Source organism: Rufibacter ruber, assembly GCF_014138425.1.
Lineage (GTDB): Bacteria > Bacteroidota > Bacteroidia > Cytophagales > Hymenobacteraceae > Nibribacter > Nibribacter ruber_C.
In genome coordinates, this window is sequence record NZ_JACJIQ010000003.1 from 156,786 (window position 1) to 181,650 (window position 24,865).

16 protein-coding genes are annotated in these 24,865 nt (G+C 52.5%); 4 read left to right on the top strand and 12 right to left on the bottom strand.

All coding sequences use genetic code 11. The features are described from left to right. Positions 1-11: 11 nt before the first annotated feature. Entirely contained in the window at positions 12-473 is a 462-nt protein-coding gene (locus tag FHS90_RS04935) for a hypothetical protein (protein WP_182512160.1), read from the top strand. 97 nt (positions 474-570) lie between these two features. On the opposite strand, the gene FHS90_RS04940 is transcribed toward FHS90_RS04935, so the two are convergent. The 6 genes from FHS90_RS04940 to FHS90_RS04965 form a co-directional block, all read right to left on the bottom strand. Beyond that, complete coding sequence (locus FHS90_RS04940) at positions 571-2,040, bottom strand: M48 family metalloprotease (protein ID WP_182512162.1); 1,470 nt, start codon at positions 2,038-2,040, stop codon at positions 571-573. 238 nt (positions 2,041-2,278) lie between these two features. Beyond that, entirely contained in the window at positions 2,279-3,040 is a 762-nt protein-coding gene (locus FHS90_RS04945; RefSeq protein WP_182512164.1) for an EcsC family protein, read from the bottom strand. A 54-nt stretch (positions 3,041-3,094) separates the two neighbouring features. Further along, positions 3,095-8,332: a T9SS type A sorting domain-containing protein gene (locus tag FHS90_RS04950; RefSeq protein WP_182512166.1), complete on the bottom strand. Its 5,238-nt coding sequence runs from the start codon at positions 8,330-8,332 to the stop codon at positions 3,095-3,097. 548 nt (positions 8,333-8,880) lie between these two features. Next, positions 8,881-10,020 carry a 23S rRNA pseudouridine(2604) synthase RluF gene (rluF, locus tag FHS90_RS04955; protein WP_182512168.1) on the bottom strand — a complete coding sequence of 380 codons (1,140 nt, stop codon included), beginning with the start codon at positions 10,018-10,020 and terminating at the stop codon, positions 8,881-8,883. 129 nt (positions 10,021-10,149) lie between these two features. Beyond that, positions 10,150-10,368, bottom strand: a complete 219-nt coding sequence (locus FHS90_RS04960; RefSeq protein ID WP_066838572.1) for a VF530 family protein — start codon at positions 10,366-10,368, stop codon at positions 10,150-10,152. Between the two features lie 55 nt (positions 10,369-10,423). Continuing rightward, positions 10,424-10,843, bottom strand: a complete 420-nt coding sequence (locus FHS90_RS04965) for an SPFH domain-containing protein (protein WP_182512170.1) — start codon at positions 10,841-10,843, stop codon at positions 10,424-10,426. A 204-nt stretch (positions 10,844-11,047) separates the two neighbouring features. Here FHS90_RS04965 and hutU point away from each other — a divergent pair, with 204 nt between their 5' ends. From hutU to hutG, 3 genes are all read left to right on the top strand, one after another. Beyond that, positions 11,048-12,754, top strand: a complete 1,707-nt coding sequence (hutU, locus tag FHS90_RS04970; protein WP_182512172.1) for a urocanate hydratase — start codon at positions 11,048-11,050, stop codon at positions 12,752-12,754. Between the two features lie 116 nt (positions 12,755-12,870). After that, positions 12,871-14,112 carry an imidazolonepropionase gene (gene hutI / locus FHS90_RS04975; RefSeq protein WP_182512174.1) on the top strand — a complete coding sequence of 414 codons (1,242 nt, stop codon included), beginning with the start codon at positions 12,871-12,873 and terminating at the stop codon, positions 14,110-14,112. Positions 14,113-14,377: 265 nt separating this feature from the next. Next, a complete protein-coding gene (gene hutG / locus FHS90_RS04980; protein WP_066838560.1) occupies positions 14,378-15,340 on the top strand; it encodes a formimidoylglutamase in 963 nt (320 codons plus the stop codon). A 123-nt stretch (positions 15,341-15,463) separates the two neighbouring features. Here hutG and FHS90_RS04985 read toward each other — a convergent pair whose 3' ends face one another. The 6 genes from FHS90_RS04985 to FHS90_RS05010 form a co-directional block, all read right to left on the bottom strand. Then, positions 15,464-18,040, bottom strand: a complete 2,577-nt coding sequence (locus FHS90_RS04985) for a phosphoenolpyruvate carboxylase (RefSeq protein ID WP_066838557.1) — start codon at positions 18,038-18,040, stop codon at positions 15,464-15,466. Between the two features lie 528 nt (positions 18,041-18,568). Further along, on the bottom strand, positions 18,569-19,966 hold the full coding sequence (locus FHS90_RS04990) for an MFS transporter (RefSeq protein WP_182512176.1): 1,398 nt from the start codon (positions 19,964-19,966) through the stop codon (positions 18,569-18,571). 195 nt (positions 19,967-20,161) lie between these two features. Next, on the bottom strand, positions 20,162-20,821 hold the full coding sequence (locus tag FHS90_RS04995; protein WP_182512178.1) for a bifunctional 4-hydroxy-2-oxoglutarate aldolase/2-dehydro-3-deoxy-phosphogluconate aldolase: 660 nt from the start codon (positions 20,819-20,821) through the stop codon (positions 20,162-20,164). Next, positions 20,811-21,830 carry a sugar kinase gene (locus tag FHS90_RS05000; protein ID WP_066837474.1) on the bottom strand — a complete coding sequence of 340 codons (1,020 nt, stop codon included), beginning with the start codon at positions 21,828-21,830 and terminating at the stop codon, positions 20,811-20,813. Before FHS90_RS05000 ends, FHS90_RS04995 begins: the two co-directional genes overlap by 11 nt. Positions 21,831-21,839: 9 nt before the next feature. Then, positions 21,840-23,237 carry a glucuronate isomerase gene (uxaC, locus tag FHS90_RS05005; RefSeq protein WP_182512180.1) on the bottom strand — a complete coding sequence of 466 codons (1,398 nt, stop codon included), beginning with the start codon at positions 23,235-23,237 and terminating at the stop codon, positions 21,840-21,842. A 159-nt stretch (positions 23,238-23,396) separates the two neighbouring features. Continuing rightward, a complete protein-coding gene (locus FHS90_RS05010) occupies positions 23,397-24,821 on the bottom strand; it encodes a tagaturonate reductase (RefSeq protein WP_066837468.1) in 1,425 nt (474 codons plus the stop codon). Positions 24,822-24,865: the final 44 nt, after the last annotated feature.

Below are 24,865 nucleotides of genomic sequence, written 5' to 3' on the forward strand. Positions count from 1 at the left end.
TCTTTTACTGTATGAAAAAGTTTTTATCTGTTTCATTTCTGTTCTTGTTGAGCTGTGTGGCGGTTCAGGCCCAGACCAAATCTTCGGGTACCGGAAAGCCGTCTTTTGAGGACTCTAAAGAGTGGTTAGACGTAAAGTTTGTGGCCTACCACTGTGACATTAACAAGTCTAAAGGCATCAAAAAAGTGCTGACAGAAGAAGGAATCACCATTGACGGCGGGGAGGTGTTTGAAGAATCCATTAAGTGGGGTGACGTGAAGAACTTCATCATTGACAAGAAGATGGGCAAGATCAGGGTGATTGGTGACAACGTGCGGAAAGACAAGAAGAAGGGCGAGAACACCAAACAAACCGATCTGGACCTGTATCTGTGCAAAGACACCCCGTATGATGAGATGCAGAAGATGGTGAAAGCCCTGCAGCACGCGGCTACCCTTAAGGGCGCCAAGCTGGTGAAAGATGATATGTTTTAATCTTCTATAAGACCAAAGCGGTGACGTGTTCACCAGAAAACAAAAAGAGGAGGCTGTGGTATCAGCCTCCTCTTTTTGTGTTGTAGAATATAGGCACTTACCGCCGCTCCAGCACTTTGATCAAGGTGCCGGCGCTCACTTTGGCGGTAAGGGTCATGCCGTTGAGTATGGCCAGTTCCTCCAGCCGTTTGTCTGGCATGTTGAAAGACTTCAAAGCCTGTGACAAGGTGGCGTCACGGGTCACTTTCTTAATGCTCACCACCTCGGGCTTCCGGTTGATTTTCTCCGGGTCGGTCAGCTGCCTGAAGTTTTGCATGGTGTTGCTGAACGACGGGAAGTAGGTGTTGAAATCTGTGGCAGCGGTGACCCCGGTGAGGTTGTAGATATTACCGCCGTACTGGATAAAATAGCTCAGCGCCTGAATGGGCGCCTGCTGTTGCTGGGTCTGCTGCTGGTCTTGCGGCGGGGTCTGCTGGCCAATAAGGGCCAGGGCGGGCAGCCCGTTCACAGTCACCTGTTTTGACTCTATCACCTGCAGCTGATTGGCCTGTACCATCTGTTGCGCCGCCGCCTCCAGCGAGGTGCCCTGGGCCAGACGCAGAAACATCAGGGCTTTTCCGTCTTTGGGCGCCATCTGCACTTGCTGCGGCGTGTTCTGGTACTGCCAGTTGGCCGGAATGGGGAATTGGAACTTGAGCTCAGGGTGGTAGAAGATGCTGTTTTCCACGAACCCCTGCTTGGGGTCCTCGCCGTACACCAGCCCGTCAATCATTCTCAGGTAACTGTCGCGGTTCACGGCAAACTGGGAGCCGGTTACTTTCTGCTGCCACTGGTCTGCCAATTGGTGTACTGTTGAGTACCGGTTGGTGGGGTTGGGGTGCGTTGACTGCCACTCCGGTATTTCGCCCTGGCCCGCCTGCTGGCCTTGCCGCGCCAGGGTCTGGAAGAAGTCGGCCATTTCATGGGCGTTGTAGCCAATTTTAGTGGAATACTCCACCCCCAGCTCATCTGACTGCCGCTCATCATCCCGGCCAAATTTCAGGAACAGGAGGCTGGCCCCTTGACCAGCCAAATCGCCAAACTGGGCCAGGTCAGGGAAAGCGATCATACCGCCCAGGAGAACTCCCTGCGTGATAATGGCTTTGGTCTGCTGCTGCGCCGAATGCCGGGCCGTGATGTGCCCTATCTCATGCCCCAGCACCCCGGCAAACTGCGCCTCGTTGTTAAAGTGCGCCATAATGCCGCGGGTGAAATACACATAGCCGCCCGGTACGGCAAAGGCATTCAATATAGGGGAGTCTACTATCTTGAACTCATACTTTAGGTTGGGGCGGTGGGAGACGGCCGCCATCTGCTGGCCTTTCTCCTGAATGAACTTCTGCAGCGTTGGGTTCTGCACCAGGCCGTATTGTGCCACAATCTGCGGATCAGCTTCCTGACCCATGGCAAGTTCCTGCCCTTCAGAAACAAAGCTCACGTCCCGCTTTCCGGTGACAGGGTTGGTGGCGCAGGAGTTAAACAACAGTGTGACGGCGATGGCTGCGCTATAGATGATGTGTCTTTTCATAGTTTCAGGAGTTGGTTTGACGGCTTCTAAGAGGCTGCTGCCCCAGAAGATGCTTAACATAAGCAACGGGAAACTGGAAAAGGGGGTTGCAACCAATCCCTGGCCCAGGGGCAGAGGGAAAAAAGCCTGGCCAGCCATCCCTCCTGTTTTGGAGCTGTTTTTAGAAAAACAGGCCGAAAACAGGAGGGAAGCCAAAGAGGTGTTGCGGGTTAGCCAAAACTTGTTTCTGAGGTAGTCTTTACAAGTGGGGTGGCAGGGAGTTCTTTAAAGCGTTGTTCTCTTTCCAGCGCAGGCGGTACGCATTCATGGCGGTATGGCCCAGTTTCTGGAGCAGCTTGTAATTGACAACCGCCCCTACTGGAGCCCCAATGATGGGAATCATCTGCGCCAGTTTGGCCAGGTCAATGTAGTCACGGTACTCCTGCTGAAAGGTGCGCCAGTCAAACTGGTGAATGTCTTCAGGGAGCAGTTGCTTTTGGGCTTCCCAGTCTACCATTTGCAGGTACACCTCGCGCCGCTGCTGCTGGCTGCTGAACGCCAGCTGGAAGATGTGCAGCAGGTAGACCCGCTCTTTGTAATCATCTACTGAATAGCCGTACAGCGCGGCCATGTCAAACAGCAGCTTCAGCTTGATCCCCAGCAGCAGCGGGAAATCAGCCAGCCCCAGCAGAAAGCCCCCGGCCCCCGTGATTCCCCCTTCGGCGGCCGCCGTCTTCTTGTAGAACTCAATGCGCTCCAAAATGGCGGCTTCTCTTGCTTCCAGGGAACTGTGCACCGCGGGTTTGGCGGTAGTATGCTTCGCCCCAAACAGCACGGCCCGTATCATCTGCTTGATGGTAGCCGTGATGGCGCTGTGCACCTTCTCCGGAATGTAGCTGTTGAGCTTCTGCTGCATGCTGCGGCTGAGTCTGTTCAGCAGCGAAGGGTCTTTCAGCATCTCCTGCTGCCACAGATGCAACTCTTGCAGCACTTTGGCTTCATAGGTAGGGGAGGGGGGCATAAACACGTTGTTTTGAGCTACATCTTTTGGGGAAGCATATTCTGGCAAGAGTAGTTACTCCACCACTACCACCCGCCGGGAATATACTTGCCCTTTTACGGATATTTGAGCAATGTATATACCAGGTGCTAAACCGCTAAGGTTGAGGGTGGCTTTGCCGGTGCCCCCCTGATGGGTGAGAACAGTGCCCCCCAGGCTGTTCAGTAACCTGATGGAGGTAATGGTGTTGGCCGGGGTGTTGATGGTGAGATGCGCACTGGCTGGATTAGGAAACACTTGTAAAAACTCATTCCCTACCTCTTCAGATGACGCCAAAGGAGCAGCATCTCCATATTTTTCAAGTATATACCGCTTGGTTTTGTAGTTGTAATAACCGGCAAGCGGAATATCATTTCTATTCAATGCAAAGAACTTGTAGTCATTGGTGATATCAGCCCCAAACTTTTGGGTACCCAGTTTCTCCCACTCCTGTCCATTAAACTTTTTAATAATAAAAGGTTCTTCAGGAGTTCCGTAGCCGTTTTTGCTTCCCTGGCTATACCCCAGAAAAGGCACCCCGTTTTTATCAAGCTGCAAGGAAAGAAACTTCACTGGGTAGTCAGAGATTTCTACTGGCCCCACGTTTTCCCATTTTTGGCCAGTATACCGCATAACCTCTGCATTTCCGCCGTTCCCTTTGAATGCTGTATAAATGGTGCCTGCTGCATCAAAGACTGTAGAAGTGGCTTCTGTGGTTTTGGTGGGTGGAACAAGAACGTCAGGATAGGAAAAGCCGGGCTTGCCCACATACACCCATTTAGACCCATTAAATTTCATCATTGATACTTTCTGCCCGCTAAATTCTGTTATGGCTATGTGAGGGGTGTTCTGTGAGTCAAAACTTAAAGCATTACCATAGACTCTGCCTTTGGAGAAGCCAGGTTCCCCCACAATTGTCCAGGAATTATTTACAAGCTTTTTAACAGTGACCTCTGAGTTGTTGTAGCCATCAAGGTTAGAGAGGGAGACTAAATAGGGGGTAAAGTTCTGGTCAAAGGCATAAGACCCTTCTATGTCTTCAGAGGTCCAGGCATGTACCCGTACCCACGCGTTCCCGTTGTATTTCATGATCACCGCGGTCTTTACTAATGGGGTGCTGCTAGTGTGATCTAAATAATTGTATTTAAGGTATGGGATACCGTTTTTATCTATCTTCAGAAGAACGCTCCCATTTACTGTTTCTCCGTCTGAAAAACGCTCAGGCCCAAGGGCCAGCCAGCTCCCATTTAGTAACTTCTTGACCGTAATTTTACGGTCTCCTGCACTGTTGACAAGCGCCACATAAAGATTGCCAGAGGCATCTAAGGCCGTTACACCCTGTTCTGAGAAAGAAGTATCAAACGTATCCCAGCTTTTGGTACTGCTATAGAAGGGCGCGCTCACGGAAAAACTTATGGACTGAGAGGTGGTTACGGCGTCATCTTTCACCAGGAGACGGTAGTACTTCCTGTTCAGAGAAAGAGGTGCCTGATTGATTTGTAAGGTAGGTGCGTCTGTACCAGAATATAGTTCTGAGTCTTTTATATCAACAAAGGTCTTTACCAGGTCATGACTTACTTGCCATTGATAGGTAAGCGGCTTGTCACCGGTGGCAACTATAGACAAGGTGGTGCTTTGTCCAGCCATAAAGGATTTAAAGGTTGGCTGTGCCGTAATGACAGGGGGCGTAGTGGTATCAAATTTCATAACAGTAGCCCGCCCATTCTTTATCCCGTCTGCATACCCCATGTAGAGGACTCCGTTTACATCTACTGCCATCACTGGTCTTGAGGTATATATTTCAGAAATACCAATGTTGCCTGCCGGTTCCCAGTGGGACCCGGTAAACTTCATACTGGCGGCTTTATCTTTATTATCTTTTAACGTATAGCCCACCACAGGATTGCCATCTATATCAATGGCTAAGGCAACTGTGCCGGCATAGCCCTGGGAAAAGCCCTGGCTGCCAACAGTTTCCCAGGAACCATTGATGAATTTTTTGACAGTTACCCGCTCATTGAACTCTTTGTCAATATACGCTACATAAGGGGTGCCTTGTTTATCAACAGCTAAGGCAGGGGAGCTTTGAGAAGCATGTTTCAAGTTAGAAGTCAGACCTAGGGTTTGCCAGGTGGAGCCTGCAAGTTTCATGACTGTGACCTGGTAGTCTTTCCCTGCGTCTAAAAAAGTAAGAAAGGGAGTATGATCAGGTCCGAACGCAAAGGAAGGAAAGATCGGCCTCCCCTCTGAAAAGCCCTGCTGGCCTATGGTTTCCCAGGTAGTACCGTTATACACGTGTACGGTCAGTTTATTCTCCCTGGTATCATCTTTTATGGCAAGGTAGATGGTGCCATCTGGTGCCACCCCCATGGCCTCTACTGACCAGAAGGTTTGAGGCAGGTAAGTCCAGGAACTCCCGTCATACACGGCCACTTTGTAGTACCAGTTAACTCTGTAACCGTCTTCTACTTTAGTATATCCCCCAAAGTAGAGTTTGTTGTTCCTGTCAATGGCAAATGAAAAATTCCTGACCTCGTTTTCGGTGAAACCGGGTACTCCCACCGCATCCCAGCTGGTGCCGTTAAATTTTTGAATAGTTCCTTTATTCCCATAATAGGAGTCAACATACCCCATGTAAGGAATACCCTCACTGTCTAACACCAGATGCGGGAGGGAAACCATCTCTGCTGAAAAACCAGCAGGGCCTACGGCTTGCCAGAATTTGCTGTGGTCTGTGATCTGGTCCTGTACCGTTAAAACAACCTTGTCAGAGGTAGTTACTACTCCATTGCTTATCAGCACCCTAAACTGGTACCCGTTGGCGTACAAGGGTACGTTGAAGAGCGAAAGAGTAGGCGTAGTTACCCCCTGGAACATACCGGTGTTGGAGAGGTCTGTAAAGGAGGTGCCCCCATTGGTACTCAACTGCCATTTATAAGAGATGACACCGTTACCAGTGGCAGTTACACGTAGGGTAGTAGATTGTCCACTTGTTAAGGTCCTAGACTCAGGTCCGGCGGTAATTGTTGGTGGTGCCATAAAGGCATACTTCATCATTACGGGTTTGCCACCGTCAGAGAGATTGCGAAACGCCAGGTAAGGAGTACCAACAGGATCCAAAGCAATAGTGGTGTAGCTGGCAGTACCCGGTAGGTAGGCTAAGTCACCTACATTGAACCAGCCAGCACTGTAAGGACGCTTTATGGTAGGCTTATTTCCATTGGCTACATCTGTATAAGAGACCTGCGGAATGCCGGAGTTATCCAGCACTAAACTGATATCCTTAGCGGCTCCGCTTGTGATAGTGGAAACCCAGAAATTAGACCAGGTATTTGCAGTTAACCGCATCACACTGACTTTGTCTCCAGCGGCTTGGTTTTGAAATGCGACATGTGGTACGTCATTTGCATCTATTGCCAAAGAGAGTTCTGCTGCTGCACCACTGGAGAAACCCGCCTGACTTACATAAGCCCATTGGGTACCGTCATATCGCATGACAGATGCCTTATTGCTGTAGGCACCGTCTTGAAAGGCCACGTAGGGCATGCCTTTGGTGTCAAAAGCCAAGGAAAGATAGGAGGCAGAACCAGTGGAGAACCCTTCTGGCCCCACGTTTTCCCAGGAGGTGCCTGTGAATCTCTTTACTGTGGCTTTCCCTGAACCTCCCTCCTGATACGCAACCAATGGAATGCCCGCAGGGTCAAACGCTAATCTGGTAAACTCTGCCACCCCACTGGATAAACCTGGGCTGCCCACGGGCTCCCAGTCTGCTCCATTGTGTTTCATGACCGTGGCTTTTTTGCCCTGATTGTAATCCTGAAAGACCACATACGGCGTATTGCCCTTCAAAGCCAATTGGTTAAATGCCGCCTCAGCCTGTGAAATGTTGGCTGAGGTTACAGGTTGCCAGCCAGAAGGGGTAAGCTTTCTAACAGAGGCTTTATTATGATCGTGCTCATCTGAAAAGACCAGATAGGGAGCGTTCTCTTCTGCAACTGCCAAAGAAAGATGACTTGCCCCGTTATTTGAAATTGGCAGGTCACTGACTGGTTGCCAAACCAATGATGGATCTGCTTCTGGTATTGATACCAAAAGATAAGCAATGTTAGACGTGGAGGTAAAGCCATTGCTTACCTTCACCCTGAACCTGTAATAATCCAGGGAATAAGGTACCTGCCGTAAGGTAAGGGTAGCAGTGGAAGTGCCCTGGTAGATTTTTCCGTCTGAAATATCAGAAAAGGTCTGTCCGTTATCCCTGCTCATTTGCCATTGGTAGGTCATTGTTCCTTCACCTTTGGCCGTGACCGTAAAAGAAGCAGATTGCCCAGCTGTAACAGAGAGGTCTTTGGGCTGTGAGGTGATGAGGGGAGAGGTTGTTACCATGAATTTCATCACCGTTGCTTTCCATTCTCTGGTAGCATCCTGGAACATGACCAATGGTTTTCCGGTGGCTTCAATGGCAAAAGAGAGATGATCTGCCACGCCTTCTGAGAAGCCCGGGTGCCCCAGTGGTTCCCAGCCAGAACCTGTGAACTTCATCACAGTCACTTTGTCGCCCAGGCTTTCATCTTTATAAGCCAGGTAGGGCATAGAGGAAGGCCCCATTTTCATGGTGGGTTGGTTGGCTGCTCCTGCTGAGAAACCAAGGCTTCCTACATTTACCCAGTTAGTGCCATTAAACCGCATGACAGATGCTTTATGACCATTGGAGGCATCCTGAAAGGCTACATAAGGGTTCCCGCCTGTTCCCAGGGCAATAGAAGTCTCCAGGGCCGCACCCGGAGAAAACCCTGGCTGCCCTACTGGAACCCACGCACTGCCGGTATACCTCATCACACAGGCTTTTAAGCCCCAAGCCAGATCACGGTAAACTACATACGGTTGGTTATTGGCGTCTAAGGTAATGTCTACATCATACACCCAGCCACTTGAAAAACCGGCAGCTCCTACCAACTCCCAACTGGTGCCATTAAATCTTTTAACGGTGGTGCGGTACCCATTGCTCTCATCAGAAAAGCCTATAAACGGAACGCCGGTAGAAGATACTACAAGAGAAATTTCGTTGGCAATACCCGTTGACACATCAGAGGAACTGAGTGAAACCCAATGGGAACCCTGATACTTCATGACCTGGGCTTTATTCCCGTTTCCTTCGTCCTGAAAAGCTACATACACCTCTCCTCTGCCATCAACAGACAAAGAGATATCCTTTACTTCACCAGAAGAAAAGCCTGCCGTGCCTACCACCTCCCAGACCTGCCCCACTAACTTCATAACTGTAATTTTGTTATGGTTGGCCGCGTCACGGAAAGCAGTATAAGGAGTACCTGTAGGCGAAACCGCTAGTGAGGTGGTCGTAACAGATCCTGCAGAGAATCCGGGAGCACCTACTATCTCCCAACCCGTCACGCTTTGGGCATCCACCTGAGTGGTCCAGATGAACGTTAGCAGAAGAACAGTTGCTTTTAGTAGCAGGGATTTTATCCTTTTTGCAGAAGAAAGTAGATTTGGTTTTGGGAAGGGAAAATACGGTGAATATGGAATACCTTCATAAGACGGAACAGAACCTGGTGCCGACATGGGATTTTTTATTTAATTGATGAATAACAATGGGTACAAAAATGAATTATATAATAGGGATAGAATAGGAGGCAGAGCATAACCTATTGAAACATTGCTCTTAAAGAAAGTAAAACTTATTGACTATTCCTTCTCTTTTTCTGTACCGTCTCAGGGTACACATAAAAAAGAAAACCCTGTTTTGGGGCTACTTTTCTAAAAGTAGCCCCAAAACAGGGTGCAATAAAAAAAAGCTCCTGAAATTACCGTCTGCCCCGGCCTCTGGTGCCTCTTTTGGCGGTCTGGTCAGCGGCGGGTTTGGTGCGGCGCACTGAGGAAGACTTTGCCCCGCCGCGGCCAGAAGCTTCGCCCCTGGGGGTTCTTTCTGTGCGGTTAGAGGTATGCTCAGATTTCTTCTTCTGGTTTTTCCCGCTGGCTGGCTGGCTGGAACGGGTAGGGCGGGCAGAGGTACCGCCCTCGGCTTTTGGCCGGGGACTGCGCTCAGAGCGGGCTTTGGGGTTGCGGGACGGGCCGCTGGAAGTAGAACGGGGGGCAGATTTCACCTGGTGCACCTTTACCCCAAACTCCTCCTCGTGCAGCAGGGCCTCGTACTCATCCTCAGCGTTTTTCTTGCCGCCTTTGCCGGCTTCCTTAGACCAGGAAGAGGCCTCTTCGGTTTTGGAGGAGCCCGCCACCAATTTGTTAATAGATTTGATTTCCTCCAGGGTGAGGTAGCGCCAGTGGCCTTCGGGCAGGTCACCCAGCTGCACCGTCATAATGCGCACGCGCTTCAGCTTTACCACTTTGTAGCCCAAGGCTTCGCACATGCGTCTGATCTGGCGGTTCAAGCCTTGCGTCAGCACAATTCTGAACACCTTGGCGCCCTGCTGGTAAACCGTGCATTTTTTGGTGATGCCCTCAAACAACTTCACGCCGCCGCTCATCTGCTTCACAAAGTCATCTGTGATCACTTTGTCAACCATCACCACGTATTCCTTCTCGTGGTTGTTATCGGCCCGTAAAATTTTGTTCACAATGTCCCCGTCATTGGTCAAAAAGATCAACCCTTCTGAGGCGTTGTCAAGGCGGCCAATAGGGAAGATCCGTTTAGGAAAGCCAATGAAGTCAATGATGTTCTTCTTGTCTTTAGGGTCTGTGGTAGTGGTGATGCCGGTGGGTTTGTTGAAGGCAAGGTAGATGGGGCGGTCAGACGGTTTTTTAGACCTGATGGCCTCGCCGTCAACGGCCACTTTATCGCCGGCTTTTACGGTGGCGCCTTTCTTGGCGTCTTTCCCGTTAATGGTCACGCGGCCCTCTTCAATGTACTGGTCGGCCTCACGGCGCGAGCAGAAGCCCGAGTCGCTGATGAATTTATTAAGCCTGAGGTTGGTGTCTTGAGACATGCAGTTGTAAGGTGATGGGGTTCACGGCTGAAAGAGAAGTATCACTCCTTCACACGGTACCCCTGGTAATTTCAGAAGAAAGAACTGATAGATAAAGCTGTAACAGCCCCGGCAGCGGTTTAGTGCCGCTTACCGGAAGGTCTTGAGGTACAGGTACTCCACCTTCTCCCGTGCCCACGGCGTTTTGCGCAGAAAGGTGAGGCTTGACTTGATGCTGGGGTTATGGGTGAAACTGTTAATCCTGATGCGGTTGCCCAGTTCCTCCCACCCGTAATGGTCTACCAGCTGTACCAGAATCATCTCCAGCGTTTTGCCGTGCAGCGGGTTGTTTTTTTGCTCTTCCATCATTTTCCCTGCAAAGATACGGGTTCTCCAGACCTAAATCCCTATTTCTTCTGGATGGTTATTCAGCGGCCTCTGTGCGCGGGGCCCTGGCCCTGGCACGGTTGGCCTCCAGAATAGGAAGACCCGCCTCTGTGGGCAGGTAAATCACCTCGTTTTTGCCGTTGCTCAGGCCCTGGATCCAGAGGTAGCGCAGGTATTCCTCAGAGAGGCTGGACTTGATGATGTTGGTGGCCTCGGCGGCTTTGGTGGCCCTGATCACTTCGGCCTCGCCTTTGAACAATGCAGATTCTTTTTCGGCCTTGGCCTCCAGGGTTTTGATCTGGCGGTTGGCGGTGGCCCGCTGCAGCTCGGCCTCCCCCTCCATGCGCTGCTGGTACACGCGGTACCTGGGGCAGCCATACAAGCCGCCAAAAACAACCGCTATCAATATCCAGGCCGTAAAGGAGCCTGCAAACAGGCCGTTGAAGTTACTTTTCATTTCTTTCTTAACTGTTTCAAGGGGAAGTTAAGGAGACCAGACGGCTTGTACAACATGAGGCGGCGGCTTTGTCTGTTTTTGACCTGTTTTCTGAAAAACAGCCCGAAAACAGCAGGGGTTTGTTTTGCGATCCTTGGCCGCATTCCCTAACTTACGGTTGTTCAAACATCTGTCAACCTGTAAATCCCGTCTCCCCTGAAAGCTATGGAAACAGTCACTGCTGCCATTCCCGCCTCTTCCGTCACTGTTGAAGAATTTATTCAGACCTATGCCAACCACCCCGTGTACCTGCCGCCGCGCGGCCCCCAGCTGCACGCCAAAAACTGGCAGAGTGAGGCCGCCTTGCGCATGTTCCTGAACAACCTGACGGCTGAGGTGGCAGAGAACCCTGAGAAGCTGGTGGTGTACGGCGGCATAGGGCAGGCGGCCAGAACCCCCCAGGATGCCCGTAAGATTGTGGAGCTGCTTTTGACGCTGGAAGAGGACGAGAGCCTGCTGGTGCAGTCTGGCAAACCGGTGGGCAAGGTGCGCACCCACGCAGAGGCGCCGCGCGTGCTCATTGCCAACAGCAACCTGGTGCCGCACTGGGCCACCTGGGAGCATTTCAACAACCTGCGCGAGCGCGGGCTTATGATGTACGGGCAGATGACGGCTGGCTCCTGGATCTACATTGGCACGCAGGGCATCTTGCAGGGCACTTATGAGACCTTTGCGGCCTGCGGCCGAATCCATTTCAACGGCGACCTGCGCCACCGCCTGCTGGTCACCGGCGGGCTGGGCGGCATGGGCGGGGCGCAACCGCTGGCGGCCACTATGGCGGGGGCCACGTTCCTGGGGGTAGATGTGGACCCCGAACGCATCAAGAAACGGCTGGAAACCCGCTACCTGGATAAAATGACCTATGACTACCGTGAAGCCATGCGGCTGGTGCTGGCCGCCAAAGACAAAGGCGAAGCCATCTCAGTGGGGCTGGTGGGCGACATTGGCGATGTATTGGAGCAGATGCTGCAAGACGGCATTACCCCAGATATCCTCACTGACCAGACCTCGGCGCATGACCCTATCAACGGCTACGTGCCCAACGGCTTTAGCCTGGAGGAGGCCAGGCAACTGCGGGAATCTGACCCAGAGCAATACCGCCAGAAATCCCTGAAAAGCATGGCGCGTCATGTGGGGTTCATGCTGGAGCTGCAGCGCCGCGGCAGCAAGACATTTGACTACGGGAACAACCTACGGGAGTTTGCCCAGCAGGGCGGCGAGCCCTACGCCTTCCAGATCAACGGGTTTGTGCCCGAGTACATGCGCCCGCTCTTCTGTGAAGGCAAAGGCCCGTTCCGGTGGGCCGCCCTTTCTGGGGACCCTGAAGACATCAGGGTAACAGATGAGGCCTTGAAGGAACTGTTCCCGGAGAACACCCACATGATCAACTGGCTGGAGCAGGCCCAGGAAAAAGTGGCGTTTCAGGGGTTGCCCTGCCGTATCTGCTGGCTGGGCATGGGCGAGCGCGAAAAAGCCGGCCTGCTCTTCAACCGGCTGGTGCGCGAAGGCAAAGTGAAAGCGCCCCTTGTCATTGGCCGCGACCATCTGGACTGCGGCTCAGTGGCCTCCCCGTACCGCGAAACCGAAGGGATGCTGGACGGCTCTGATGCCGTGTCTGACTGGCCATTGCTCAACCTCATGGCCAACACCAGCGGCGGTGCCACATGGGTCTCATTCCACCATGGTGGCGGCGTGGGCATTGGCTATTCCCAACACGCAGGCATGGTGGTTCTGGCAGACGGCACTGACCGCGCTGACCGCTGCCTCAGCCGTGTGTTACACAATGACCCCGCCTTGGGGATCTACAGACACGCAGACGCCGGCTATGAAACGGCGCAGCAGAACGCAGCTAAATTCGGGTTACAGATATAACCCCCTTCAACTCTTGTAGTGACTGGGTACTGCCCGGTTTCCGGTTCTTGCTGTTTTGGGGCTGTTTTTACAAAAACAGCCCCAAAACAGCACATTTTATACAAAGCTTTATCTTCATGCAACCGCAACCCTTCACGCTTATTGGTCCCTTCGCGCAAATCATCACCATGGCGGGGCTTCCAGACCAAGGTCCTATTGCTGATGAACAGCTGCAAATTGTAGAACAGGGCGGGGTGCTGCTCAAGGGCGAGGTGATAGAAGCGGTAGGCGTGTATCAAGATCTCCTGGCCCAGGCCCAGGCAAACCAGTACCAGGTGCAGGAAATCACCTCCCCTATGGTCCTAATGCCTGGGCTGATTGACGCCCACACCCACCTATGCTATGCCGGGTCAAGGGCCAACGACTATGCCCTGCGGGTAGCGGGGAAGAGCTATCTGGAAATTGCCCGCAGCGGAGGGGGAATTCTGGACACGGTACGCAAAACCAGGGCCGCCAACTTAAAGGAACTAGTGGCCTTGCTCACCTCCCGCTGTGAGCGCCATCTGCAAGAAGGCGTTACCACCTGCGAAGTGAAAAGCGGCTACGGCCTCACGGTGGCAGATGAGCTACACATGCTGGAGGCCATTCAGGAGGTGAACCAGAGGCACGCACTGGACCTGGTGCCCACGTGCCTGGCCGCCCATATGCGTCCGCCTGAGTTCTCTGAGTCTAACGCCTATCTAAACCATGTGCTCAAAGAACTGCTGCCAGTGGTAAAGGGGAGAAAGCTGGCGCAACGGGTAGACATCTTTATTGAAGACACCGCTTTTACAGAAACAGAATCCCTAGCCTATCTGCAGGCAGCCAAAGCCATGGGGTTTGACCTGACGGTGCACGCTGACCAGTTCAGCACGGGGGGCAGTCAAGTGGCGGCCCTGGCAGGCGCCGTAAGCGCAGACCATCTGGAAGCCAGTACCCCGGTTGAAATGGCGCTTCTGCGGGAGGCCGGAGTGGTGGCCACTGTATTACCCGGCGCCTCTATAGGGCTGGGCATGCAGTACGCGCCCGCGCGGCAGATGCTGGACAGCGGCCTCTGCGTAGCCATTGCCACTGACTGGAACCCCGGCTCTGCCCCCATGGGAGACCTGTTGCTGCAGGCGGCGCTCCTGGGGGCCGCCCAAAAACTCACCATGGCTGAAACCTTGGCAGCACTGACCGTGAGAGCCGCCCGTGCCCTGAACCTGCATGACCGCGGGAGCTTGGCCGCCGGAAAACTAGGGGACCTCATTGCCTTTCCCACAGATACTTACCAGGAGATCCTGTACTTTCAGGGAAAGATGAAGCCGCAACAGATCTGGAAACGGGGGCGCCGCCTCTAAACCGGGGCCACCCGTAGCGTATACGTCCCATGGAAATGAAGGCAGATGTGCTGAGTACGCCTTCCCGCCCTTCTGCAGAATTTTTTGATTGACAGAAAATGCACGGAAGGTGGCGAAATAATCACCTGTTTTTGACCTGTTTTTGGTAAAACAGCCCAAAAATAGCTAGCTTCAACCAGAAAGGTGGTTCTACGTTTGCCTGTTGCAGTAGCGGAGGGGAGGTGGAGCGGCCAGACTGGAAGTGCCATCCCCCAAAAAGCCATATATGTACAAACCCGCTGACAAAGATGCCTGGAAAGGCCGGATTGATACCCAAGACGGTGAATTGGGCCTGCGCTGGAACCAACTCATCCAACTGCTGGACCTGTCAAGGGACGTACCTGCGGGCTCAGGCGGCATTGTGTTCCTGGGCTTTTGCTGTGATGAAGGCGTGCGCCGCAACCAGGGCCGGGTGGGAGCCGCCAAAGCTCCCGCCGAAATCAGGAAAGCCATGGCCTCGTTTGCAGACCACCTGCCTGAGGAGGTGCACCTCTACGGTGGCGGTGATGTGTTCTGCCCCAACCAGAAGATGGAGGAGGCGCAGGTGCAGTTAGGCCGTAAAGTGGAGTTGCTGCTGAAAAAAGGCTATAAACCCGTGGTCATGGGGGGCGGGCATGAAACCGCCTACGGGCATTTTCTGGGAATTCATAAGACCATGCAGGAAGGGGAGCGGCTGGGGATTATTAACGTTGACGCGCATTTTGACCTGCGTACAGACAAACCGCAGCCCAGCTCCGGGTCGCCGTTCCTGCAGATGGCGCAGGAACTGCAGCAGAAGGGGCAGGAATTCCATTACCTCTGCGTGGGCATACAGGAGTATGGTAACACCCGGAAACTGTTTCAGACAGCCAAAGAATTGGGGGCCAGCTATATTCCGGCGCAGGATCTGGATTCAGGGGTAAGCACTGCGGTCCTCAAAAAGGTGCAGCAGTTCCTGCAGGGGGTAGACAAGGTGTACCTCAGCATTGATTTAGATGCGTTTGCCGCGGCGTATGCCCCGGGGGTGAGCGCCCCCACGGCCATGGGGCTTGTGCCGCACACGGTTCTGCCGGTTCTCCGGGAAATCATGGCCAGCGGCAAGGTGGTGTCTTTAGACGTGGTAGAATTGAACCCGCTGTTTGACCTTGACAGCCGTACCGCCAGACTGGCCGCCACGTTGCTGTATCACCTGGTGCAACGTTGGGTATAAAACACAGGCTAACATTCTGTTTTAGGGGCTGTTTTCAGAAAAACAGCCCCAAAACAGAAAACAGGAGCCGCTTAGTAATTCTCTGAGCGGCTCCTGTTTTCTGCGGTTTTCCTTTGCCTTCGGCTACGCCGAATTCCTTTCTGCGTTGATAATCCCGAAGGAGCATCTGACCACCAGTTTCTCAAACACTTTCTTAGAAGCCGGTTCCAGCTCCTGTTCATTCATTTCCCTGATTTTGGTGAGGGCGTACTGCTGAATGGTGAGCAAAGGCAACTCAATGCGCTGCCGCATCTGGATAGACTGCAGGTTCACGGGTTTGTCCTGCATGAGGTGTTCTGCCCCGCTCAGGCGGAGCACGTAGCGTTTGCTGCGCTGGTATTCCCCGTGAATCATGTTCCAGAGCTCACCGTACTGCGGGTGTTTGGCCAGGAAGGCGGTGAGCGGAAAGAAGCATTTGGTCATGGCCATCTCGCAGTTGTCCAGCAGGGTTTTGAAGAACAGCGAGCGGTGGTAGAGCTGGGCAATGGCTTCCCACTTTCCTTCGGCCTCCAGTTTCTCCAGGGCAGCCCCCACGCCGTAATAACCGGGCAGGTTCTGTTTTAGCTGACTCCAGGAGCCCACGTACGGCACGGCCCGCAAATCATCCAGGTTGAGTTTACCCGGTTTGCGTTTAGAGGGGCGGCTGCCAATGTTGGCCTCCCCGTAGTATTTGAGCGGGCTGGCGTAGTTCAGGTATTCAATGAAGTCTGCGTGGTTCTTCAGGGTGCTGTAGGCCTGGTAACTCTCCTGGGCCAGCTGCTGGATCAACTCTTCCTCGGCGGGGGTTAACGTGGTTTCCTTGGCATTGAACAGCGCGTTGCTGATGCCCGCGTGCACCAGCTGCTCCATGTTGTACTGCGCAGAGTCAATGGTACCGAAGTTGGAGCTGATGGTCTGCCCCTGAATGGTGAGCTGGATCTCCTTGCTGGCAATGTTGTTGCCCATGGAGGCGTAGAACTGGTGGGTTCTTCCGCCGCCTCTGGCCGGTGGGCCGCCGCGGCCGTCAAAGAAGACTACCTGCAGGTCATACTGTTTCGCCAGTAGGCTTAGCTCTTCCTTCGCTTTATAGATACTCCAGTTCGCCATCAAATAACCGCCGTCTTTGGTGCCGTCAGAAAAGCCCAGCATGATGGTCTGGATGTTGCGCCGCCGTTGCAGGTGCGCCCGGTACGCCTCATTCTCATAGAGGGCTTTCATTACCCCGGCCGCATTGCGCAAGTCTTCTATGGTCTCAAAAAGCGGAACTATGTCAACGGTGATATCTTCTGGTTGCCAGCCGCGCAGCCTGAACAGGCCATACACCTGCATAATGTCCAGGGCGCTGGTGCTGTGGCTGATGATGTAGCGGTGGCAGCCGTCTTCCCCGTTGATCTGCTGAATGGTTCTGATGGCCGAAATGGTATGCAGGGCGTCTTGCAGCAGCTCACTGTCCAGGGCGGCCGGGTCTACGGTGGCCGTAGCTTGCAGCAGGGCGTTGATTTTCTCCTGCTCGTTCAGCTGTACATACTCTTTGGGCAGCGCGTCTGTGCGCCTGGCAATGCATTCAACCAACTCGTTGTGCACTGAACTGTCCTGTCTAATGTCCAGCGAAGTGAAATATAGGCCAAACAGCTCCACCTTTCTGAGCAGGTTTTCCACCAGTTCAACAAACAGGCCATTATGGTCTCTGAGAATGGTTTCCTTGATCTGTTGAAGCGGCAGCAGCACATCTTCTTTGGTAATATCTGCTTTATGGCCCGGAATGAAGAGGTTGTTATAGAGTTTGCTTTCCAGTTCCACCAGCTCTTGGTACACCCCCTTAAAGGTGAGGCGCCGCTTGAGGGTACGCACCTCACGGTAGTAGCACTTGATGATGGAGCCTCTCAGTTCTTCGGCCACCTTTAGCGTGATGGGGGCCGTGACAAACGGGTTGCCGTCCCGGTCGCCGCCCGGCCAGAAACCGAGCCTGATCAGCGGCTGCTGGGGCGTCACCGCCTCTGGGAACTGGTTTTTGAGGTAGCTTAATATTTTGCCCGCCGACTGGAAAAAGACGTTCTCCAGGTACCAGATCAGGCTTACGGCCTCGTCATACGGGGTGGGTTTCTCATTTTTGAAGAAGGGGGTCTTGCCCAACTGCCGCAGGTAGCTGTTCACCTGTGACGTGTGGTCATGCACCAGGGCCTTGGACAGGTCATTGATGATGCCCAGCACCTCACTGGGGTAGAACTGGGTGGGGTGGGCGGTGAGCACCAGGCGCACAGAGAAGTCTTTGAGCTTCTCTTTCAACTGCTCCTGCGTTCCCGTCTGCACCACCTGCGTCTGCAGTTGCTTTAAGGTACCCACGCCATTCATGTCGTTGATTTCCCGGAAGGCGGCATCTTCCAGGGCGTCAAAAAGCACCACCTGCCGTTCAGCATACTGCACAAACCTGAAGAGCAGGTCTGTCTGCTCCTGCTCAGTGCGGTAGTTGGTGTACTGCTGGAGAAAGGAGGTGATGATTTCGTTCGGACTCAGTTCCTTGGCGAAGCCTTCTTCACAGTGAATCAGGAAAATAGCCAGCAACACGCCGGTTTTTTCAACGCGGTGAAAGGGAAGGGCGGTAAAAAGGCTGTTGTACAGCTGAAACTTCAGGCCTACATGCTTGTCATATGTCTGCAGGGCACTGATAGCGGATCCATCCATTAGATAAAGTCATTGTTACGCAGGTACTCTCTCTTCTACGGTTCCTTTCTGCATCCTGCCGTGGGAATTCAGTTTTACCAAATATACAGATTTATGCCTCTTCTGAAAGAGGAATTTTAGTAAATGGCTTGTTCTGATTGAAAATTCATGTTTTCAGGCAAGAATCTTTAAAAGAAAGAAGTTGAACAAGTAAATCATCCTATAAATATCCCACACCGTGCCAGCTGTTTTTGGCCTGTTTTTGAAAAAACAGACCGAAAACAGCGTTTTACTCCCCCTGGTAGAGGTAATGAAGTTGTTGGTGAAGTATTGAAAGAGAGCGTTCCTCGGCAAAGATCCTGCCTTCTGTTTTCGGGCTGTTTTCTGAAAAACAGCCCGAAAACAGAAGGCATGGAATGGTTAAGTACTTTTTCCTGGGTGCCTTTGCCCGGCAGTTTCAGAAAGTACATCCAGCTTCCATGAAGAGTTTTTCATAACAAAAAAGGCAGGATTTGCTGTCCTGCTTTTTTTGTTATGAGAATTGTGTGGTTATAGAGCCACTGGCTTCATCTTAGGTACTAGTGATTTCATAACAGACCAGGCAATGAGGTAGGCCAGGGCGCAGAATGCAAACATGATGGTATAGCCGGTTTCAATTTGGCCAATGCTCTCATAGTGGTCAAACAGCCAGCCCCCAACCTTGGTCACTACCACGCCCCCAATACCACCGGCCATGCCGCCAATACCGGTAACCGAGGCCACTGACTTTTTAGGGAACATGTCTGACACAGTGGTAAAGATGTTGGCTGACCACGCCTGGTGGGCGGAAGCCCCTATGCCAATAAAGAAGACCGGGAACCAGAAGCTGATATGCCCTAACGGCTGTGCCGCCAATACCAGGAGTGGGAATAGCGCAATCACCAGCATGGCCCGCATTCTGCCTTCATAGGGATTGTAGCCTTTGTTGATGAAGTACACCGGGAACCAGCCCCCAAAAATGCTTCCGAACATGGTCATACTGTAGAGGATCCCTAACGGCAGCATCACTTCAGTTCCTGTTAAGCCGTACTGCGCCTTCAAATAAGCCGGTAGCCAGAACAGGAAGAACCACCACACACCATCGGTCATGAATTTACCGAAAGCAAAAGCCCACGTCTGCTTAAAGCTAAGCAGTTTGAACCAGGATACTTTCTCAGCCGAAGCGGTGGAGTCTGGCTCCAGCACGGGCTCACTGTCACTGCTGATATACGCCCGCTCTGCCGCTGAAAGTCTCTTTTGCTTGTCTGGAAACTCATAGTAGTAGAACCAGAAGGCCAGCCAGAGAAAACCAATGGCTCCAATGATAAAGAAGGTATATTCCCAGCCCAGGTGAGACGCAATCCAGGGAACGGTAACCGGTGCCAGAATGGCCCCTACGTTGGAGCCGGAGTTGAAAATACCAGTGGCAAAAGAGCGCTCTTTCTTAGGGAAATACTCTGCAGTGGCTTTGATGGCCGCCGGGAAGTTACCTGATTCCCCAAAACCTAAGAAAGCCCGGGCCACCATGAAGCCCAGTACTGAGACCGGAACGGCCGCAAACCCAATGGCAGTGAAAACGGGGCTCACGGCTCTGCCCAATGGTTCAGCATACGCGTGAAGAATGGCCGCCAGTGACCAGATGATCAACGCCCAGGCATAGCCCCATTTGGTGCCCAGCCGGTCAATAATACGGCCGGCAAACAGCATGGAGATGGCGTAGGTGAATTGGAAAACCGCTGCAATGTTGGCATAGTCAGTGTTTGACCAGCCAAACTTTTCAGCTAACAGGGGTTGTAAAAGGCTGAGTACCTGCCGGTCCAGATAGTTGACCGTGGTGGCAAAAAACAGCAGCCCGCAGATTGTCCACCGGTAACGGCCCAACTTCTCCTGGGCGGTGTCCGCCAGTTTTGTTTGTTGCGTTAGAGACATATGTTTGTTTCGTTTGGTTGTGTGTTTGGGTTAAGAGCTTGTTTAAATTTTGGTTTTGCGAGCGAAATTTGGGAGCGAAAGGTTCTGACGAAGCGTTTTTTGAGCAGCATAGCAGCGCGCTATGGTGGGAGAAAAATGCGATGTCAGGTTCTTTTGATACCCATTTGCAGCGCAAAAGACAGATGTAAACATGCGCTAAGGCCGGTTTGCCTGTACCAGCCGGATCGCCTCCTGGGTTTGTGTGTGCAGGTGTTCATACTGACGCTGCGCCAGTACCTCTTTGCTGATAAGCTTGCTGCCCATGCCTACGGCACAGACCCCGGCTTTAAACCAGCCCTTGATATTGTCGGCCTCCATTTCTACTCCACCGGTTGGCATGAACAGCTGGCCGGGGAACAGTTCCCTGATAGAAGATATAAAGGCCGGACCCACAATGTTGGCGGGGAAGATTTTGATCAGCGCCGCCTTTGCGGTTTGCGCGGTATGTATCTCGGTAGGTGTGAAGCAACCGGGAATCCACAGCATACCCGCCTCACCCACCAGTTGCCCAACAGCCGGTTCTACAATGGGAGCGACAATGTAATCTGCGTCTGCCGCCAGAAAAGCTTCTGCGTCTTTCACCGTTTTAATGGTGCCTATCCCCAGGTGCAGGTCTTGCAGATCCTTCAGCTCAGATTTCAGAAACTTGAAGTTCTCCAGTGCGGCAGGCCCCCGGTTGGTGTATTCCAGCGTTCTGATGCCGGCGTTGTAGAGCGTCTTGATGACCTGCAGACTTACTTCAGCGTCTTCATAGAAGAACAGAGGGAGCAGTCCCTGGTCTAAGATAGCTTGCAGGGCGGTTTCTTTATTTTGCATAGGTGGTGATGGTTGCTTCAATGTCTGCCACAGTGCTGGTGGTGGCGTCACTGAGAATGAACAATTTCTTGAAGGCCGCCGCTGTGGCAAATTCTAGCGTCTCAGCGGCTGATTTGCCGTGGTAGAACCCGTAGATGAGGCCAGCCATGAAACAGTCGCCGCTGCCCACTTTATCCAGGATCTGGTCGGCCACATATTCATGGGAGACGTGCAGCCCGTTCTGGTGGTAAAGGGTGGTGAAATACCTGATGCCCTGGCCATGGTCAAACCTAAAGGTGTTGGCTACGGTTTTGCATTTGGGGAACTCGCGCAGAATGGCTTCTGAGGTAAGCTGTGCGTGCTGCACCAGCTTTTCTTTTTCAATGTCCTGTACCAGCTCTTCCTGCAGGGGCATTCCCAACATTTTGTTAGCGGCCCAAACATTGCCCATGATCAGGTCACAGGACGCTGCCAGGGCTGGCATTACCTCAACCGGCTCTTTGCCATATTTCCACAGCTTGGCGCGGTAATTCAGGTCCAGGGAAACAAAGATGCCCTTGGCTGTGGCCACTTGCAGGGCCTGGGCGCAGACGTCTACCAGGTTCTGGTTAATGGCGGGGCAAATGGCGCTGAAATGAAACCAGCTCACCCCTTCAAAAACAGAGTCCCACTGGATGGTACCGGTGGTAAGGCCGGCAAAGGCAGAACCGGCGCGGTCATAGATCACCCCCGCGTTCTTCACATCCTTGCCTTTGGGTAAGTAGTATAGGCCTACCCGTTCCCCCTGAAGGACAACCGGCGACGTGTCAATCTGCCGCTCCTGCATATAGCCCATCAGCTGCTCAGAGAGAAAGTTCTCTGGCAATGCCGTCAGGTACGCTGAAGGAACACCCCAGAGGGCAAGGGCGGTGGCTACATTCAGTTCTGCCCCGCCTACGTAGAAGGGAAGGCTGTTTTCCTGCAGCCACTGCCCTTCTGCGTCTGGGCAGATTCTCAACAACAGTTCTCCAAAGGATAATACCTTGCCCATGCCCGCTGCTTAAAAGTTGAAGAAGTTTTTTGCGTTGTTGTAGCAGATGTTCTCCACCATCTGACCAATCCAGTCCAGCTCTGAAGCCGGTAACTGTCCGCTCTCCACGTCGTTGCCCAGCATGTTGCAGAGAATTCTTCTGAAGTACTCGTGGCGCGGGTAGGAGAGGAAGCTTCTGGAGTCTGTGAGCATACCTACAAAGCGGCTCAGCAAGCCCATGTTAGAGAGGGCGTTCATCTGGCGCTCCATGCCGTCTTTTTGATCCAGGAACCACCACGCCGAACCATATTGAACCTTACCGGGTGTGCTGCCATCATTGAAGTTCCCAATCATGGTGGCGTACAGTTCGTTCTGGCTCGGGTTCAGGTTGTACAGAATGGTCTTGGCCAGCTGGTTTGAGTTGTCCAGTTTGTCCATGAACTTTGACAGAGGCCTGGCTACGTCAAAATCACCAATAGAATCAAAACCGGTATCTGGGCCTAACTCCCGCATCATGCGGGTGTTGTTGTTGCGCAGGGCCCCCAGGTGGAACTGCTGGGTCCAGTTTTTGGAATGGTCCATCAGGGCCAGGAACACCAGCATGGCAGATTTGAACTTCAGTACCTCTTCGCTGCTCAGCGCCTGTTTCTGCAGGGCTTTGCTGAAGATGGCATTGATTTCCTCGTCTGTGTAGTTTTCTGCGTAAATGGTTTCCAGCCCGTGGTCAGACAGGCGGCAGCCTTGGGCATGGAAGAAATCATGACGCTGTTTCAACGCATCCTGCAGCCCCTGGAAAGAAGAGATGGAGACCCCGGAAGCCTGCTCCAGTTTCTGCAGATAGGCTAAAAAGCCAGCGTCTTCAATGGCCATGGCCTTGTCTGCCCTGAAAGTAGGCAATACTTTCAGCCCGAAATCATCTGTCTTGATTTTCTGGTGATGCTCTAATGAATCTACCGGGTCATCTGTGGTGCAGATGATTTCCACGTTCATTTTCTTTAAAATGCCGCGCACACTGTACTCATCTGACTGCAGCATGTCTGTGGCGGCGTCATAGATCTCACGGGCTGTTTCCGGTTTCAGCACTTTTTCAATGCCAAACGGCCTTTTTAGTTCCATGTGCGTCCAGTGGTAGAGGGGGTTGCGCATGGTGTAAGGCACCGTCTGGGCCCACTTCTCAAATTTTGCGTAATCATCTGCTGCTCCGGTGCAGTACTCTTCGGCAATGCCGTTGGTGCGCATAGCCCGCCATTTGTAGTGGTCGCCTTCCAGCCAGATGTTAGTCAGGTTCTGGAACTTCCGGTCATTGGCAATGTCTTCCGGGGAAAGATGGCAGTGGTAATCTATAATGGGCATGTGTTTGGCATGCTCATGGTAAAGCCTTTGGGCTGTCTTAGTCTCTAGAAGAAAGTTTTCGTCTAAAAAGGACATGGTATCTAGGTTATGATTAAGTGAAACCGCCTAAAAAGTGGCGCAGCCTCCCGGTTGCTGGAGGTGCGTTTTTGGGCTAGTTTTGTGAAAATAGGTCAAAAACAGATAGCTTTTTTAATTGCCGTCTCTTTTTGGAGGATTTAGTATCAAATGGTTCCTCTAAACGGAGCGCAGTTGCTCCTGAGCTTGTAGGTTTTCTAATGCCTGCTGTACAGCCTGTTCCAGGCCAGGCACGCTGGTGAGATCGGTTTCCCAGAAGTCCTGGTTCGCCAGTACGGCATGAACGGTTTCAGCCGCCGTTTCTTTGGCCCATGCGCTTTGGAAGAAGGATAACACCTCTGCTGTGTCATTCAATGGGATCTGCTCTCCGTTCCACTCCCCTTTGTAAAACAGGATCAAGGCAGCCAGGGAGGTCAGCAGACGCTGTGGCAGCTGGCCTTTTCTGTGAATGTACTCCAGTACGGAAGGCAGCACCCTTACTTTGTATTTAGAGACGGAGTTGAGGGCAATAGACATCAGCTCATGCCGGATGAACGGGTTCTGGAACCGCTCTATCACATCATTGGCAAACTGGTTCAGTTCCTGGGCTGAAAGGTCAAGCGTGGGAATGATCTCTTCAAAAATAGCTTCTCTGATGAACTTGCCGGCTTTTTCATCTTCTACCGCTTCTCTCACCGTACGTAAACCCTGCAGATAGGCAACCGGCACTAAGGCCGTATGGGCGCCGTTCAAGATGCGCACTTTGCGGGTGCGGTACGGGGTGAGATCCTCTACAAACTTTACCTGCAGACCAGCCTTTTCTGTAGGGAAGGCCGCTGCCACAGAGGCGGGTGCTTCAATGACCCACAGGTGGAAGGGCTCTGCTTTCACCACCAGGTTGTCTTCATAGCCTATTTCCTGCTGAATCTCCTTGATCGTATCTTTCGGGAAGCCCGGAACAATGCGGTCTACCAGGGTATTGCAGAAGATAGTGTCATTCTGGATCCAGGTGCTGAAGCCCTCTGGCAGGTTCCAGTGTTTGGCAAACTGTAGTACTGTGTCACGCAAGGTTTCGCCGTTCTTTTCAATCAGTTCACACGGAATGATGGTAAGCGCCTTGTCTGAGGCCCCATTAAAATATGTGTAGCGGCGGTACAGCAGAGCAGTTAATTTACCAGGGAAGCTGCTTGGGATGGACTCAGGCGTAGTATCAGCGGCGTCAAAGCAGATACCTGCCTCAGTGGTGTTAGAGATGATGAATTCCAGTTCTGGATTCTCCCCGCGCTGCAGGTAAGCTTCATAATCAGCATATGGGTTCAGCCCGCCCGCAACAGCCGTGATAAGTCTTCTTTCCTGAGTGGCCTCACCGTTCTGAATCCCCTCCAGAATGAGATGGTAAAGTCCGTCCTGTTGGTTCAGAAGATGCACAATGCCTTTGTCAATTGGCTGTACAATCTCCACTGAACCGTGAAAGGAGGTTTTCTCATTGAGGATGTCAATCATCCAGTCAACAAAACCTCTCAAGAAGTTCCCTTCTCCAAATTGAAGGACTTTCACTGGGTGGGTGGTGGTGACACCGGCGGTATTTCTGTTTAAGGATTGCATACGTTTCTGCTTTTGGAACTGACGGTTCAGCTTACTAATGGTGA

Bases quoted from the DNA above. Each gene is read 5' to 3' on its own strand.
- FHS90_RS04935 (WP_182512160.1), top strand. From the start codon at position 12: ATGAAAAAGTTTTTATCTGTTTCATTTCTGTTCTTGTTGAGCTGTGTG.
- FHS90_RS04985 (WP_066838557.1), bottom strand. From the start codon at position 18,040: ATGGATGGATCCGCTATCAGTGCCCTGCAGACATATGACAAGCATGTA.
- FHS90_RS04995 (WP_182512178.1), bottom strand. From the start codon at position 20,821: ATGCAAAATAAAGAAACCGCCCTGCAAGCTATCTTAGACCAGGGACTG.
- FHS90_RS05010 (WP_066837468.1), bottom strand. From the start codon at position 24,821: ATGCAATCCTTAAACAGAAATACCGCCGGTGTCACCACCACCCACCCA.
- hutU (WP_182512172.1), top strand. From the start codon at position 11,048: ATGGAAACAGTCACTGCTGCCATTCCCGCCTCTTCCGTCACTGTTGAA.
- FHS90_RS04960 (WP_066838572.1), bottom strand. From the start codon at position 10,368: ATGATGGAAGAGCAAAAAAACAACCCGCTGCACGGCAAAACGCTGGAG.
- FHS90_RS05000 (WP_066837474.1), bottom strand. From the start codon at position 21,830: ATGGGCAAGGTATTATCCTTTGGAGAACTGTTGTTGAGAATCTGCCCA.
- FHS90_RS04965 (WP_182512170.1), bottom strand. From the start codon at position 10,843: ATGAAAAGTAACTTCAACGGCCTGTTTGCAGGCTCCTTTACGGCCTGG.
- FHS90_RS04950 (WP_182512166.1), bottom strand. From the start codon at position 8,332: ATGAAGTTAGTGGGGCAGGTCTGGGAGGTGGTAGGCACGGCAGGCTTT.
- uxaC (WP_182512180.1), bottom strand. From the start codon at position 23,237: ATGTCCTTTTTAGACGAAAACTTTCTTCTAGAGACTAAGACAGCCCAA.
- FHS90_RS04990 (WP_182512176.1), bottom strand. From the start codon at position 19,966: ATGTCTCTAACGCAACAAACAAAACTGGCGGACACCGCCCAGGAGAAG.
- FHS90_RS04940 (WP_182512162.1), bottom strand. From the start codon at position 2,040: ATGAAAAGACACATCATCTATAGCGCAGCCATCGCCGTCACACTGTTG.
- FHS90_RS04945 (WP_182512164.1), bottom strand. From the start codon at position 3,040: ATGCCCCCCTCCCCTACCTATGAAGCCAAAGTGCTGCAAGAGTTGCAT.
- hutI (WP_182512174.1), top strand. From the start codon at position 12,871: ATGCAACCGCAACCCTTCACGCTTATTGGTCCCTTCGCGCAAATCATC.
- hutG (WP_066838560.1), top strand. From the start codon at position 14,378: ATGTACAAACCCGCTGACAAAGATGCCTGGAAAGGCCGGATTGATACC.
- rluF (WP_182512168.1), bottom strand. From the start codon at position 10,020: ATGTCTCAAGACACCAACCTCAGGCTTAATAAATTCATCAGCGACTCG.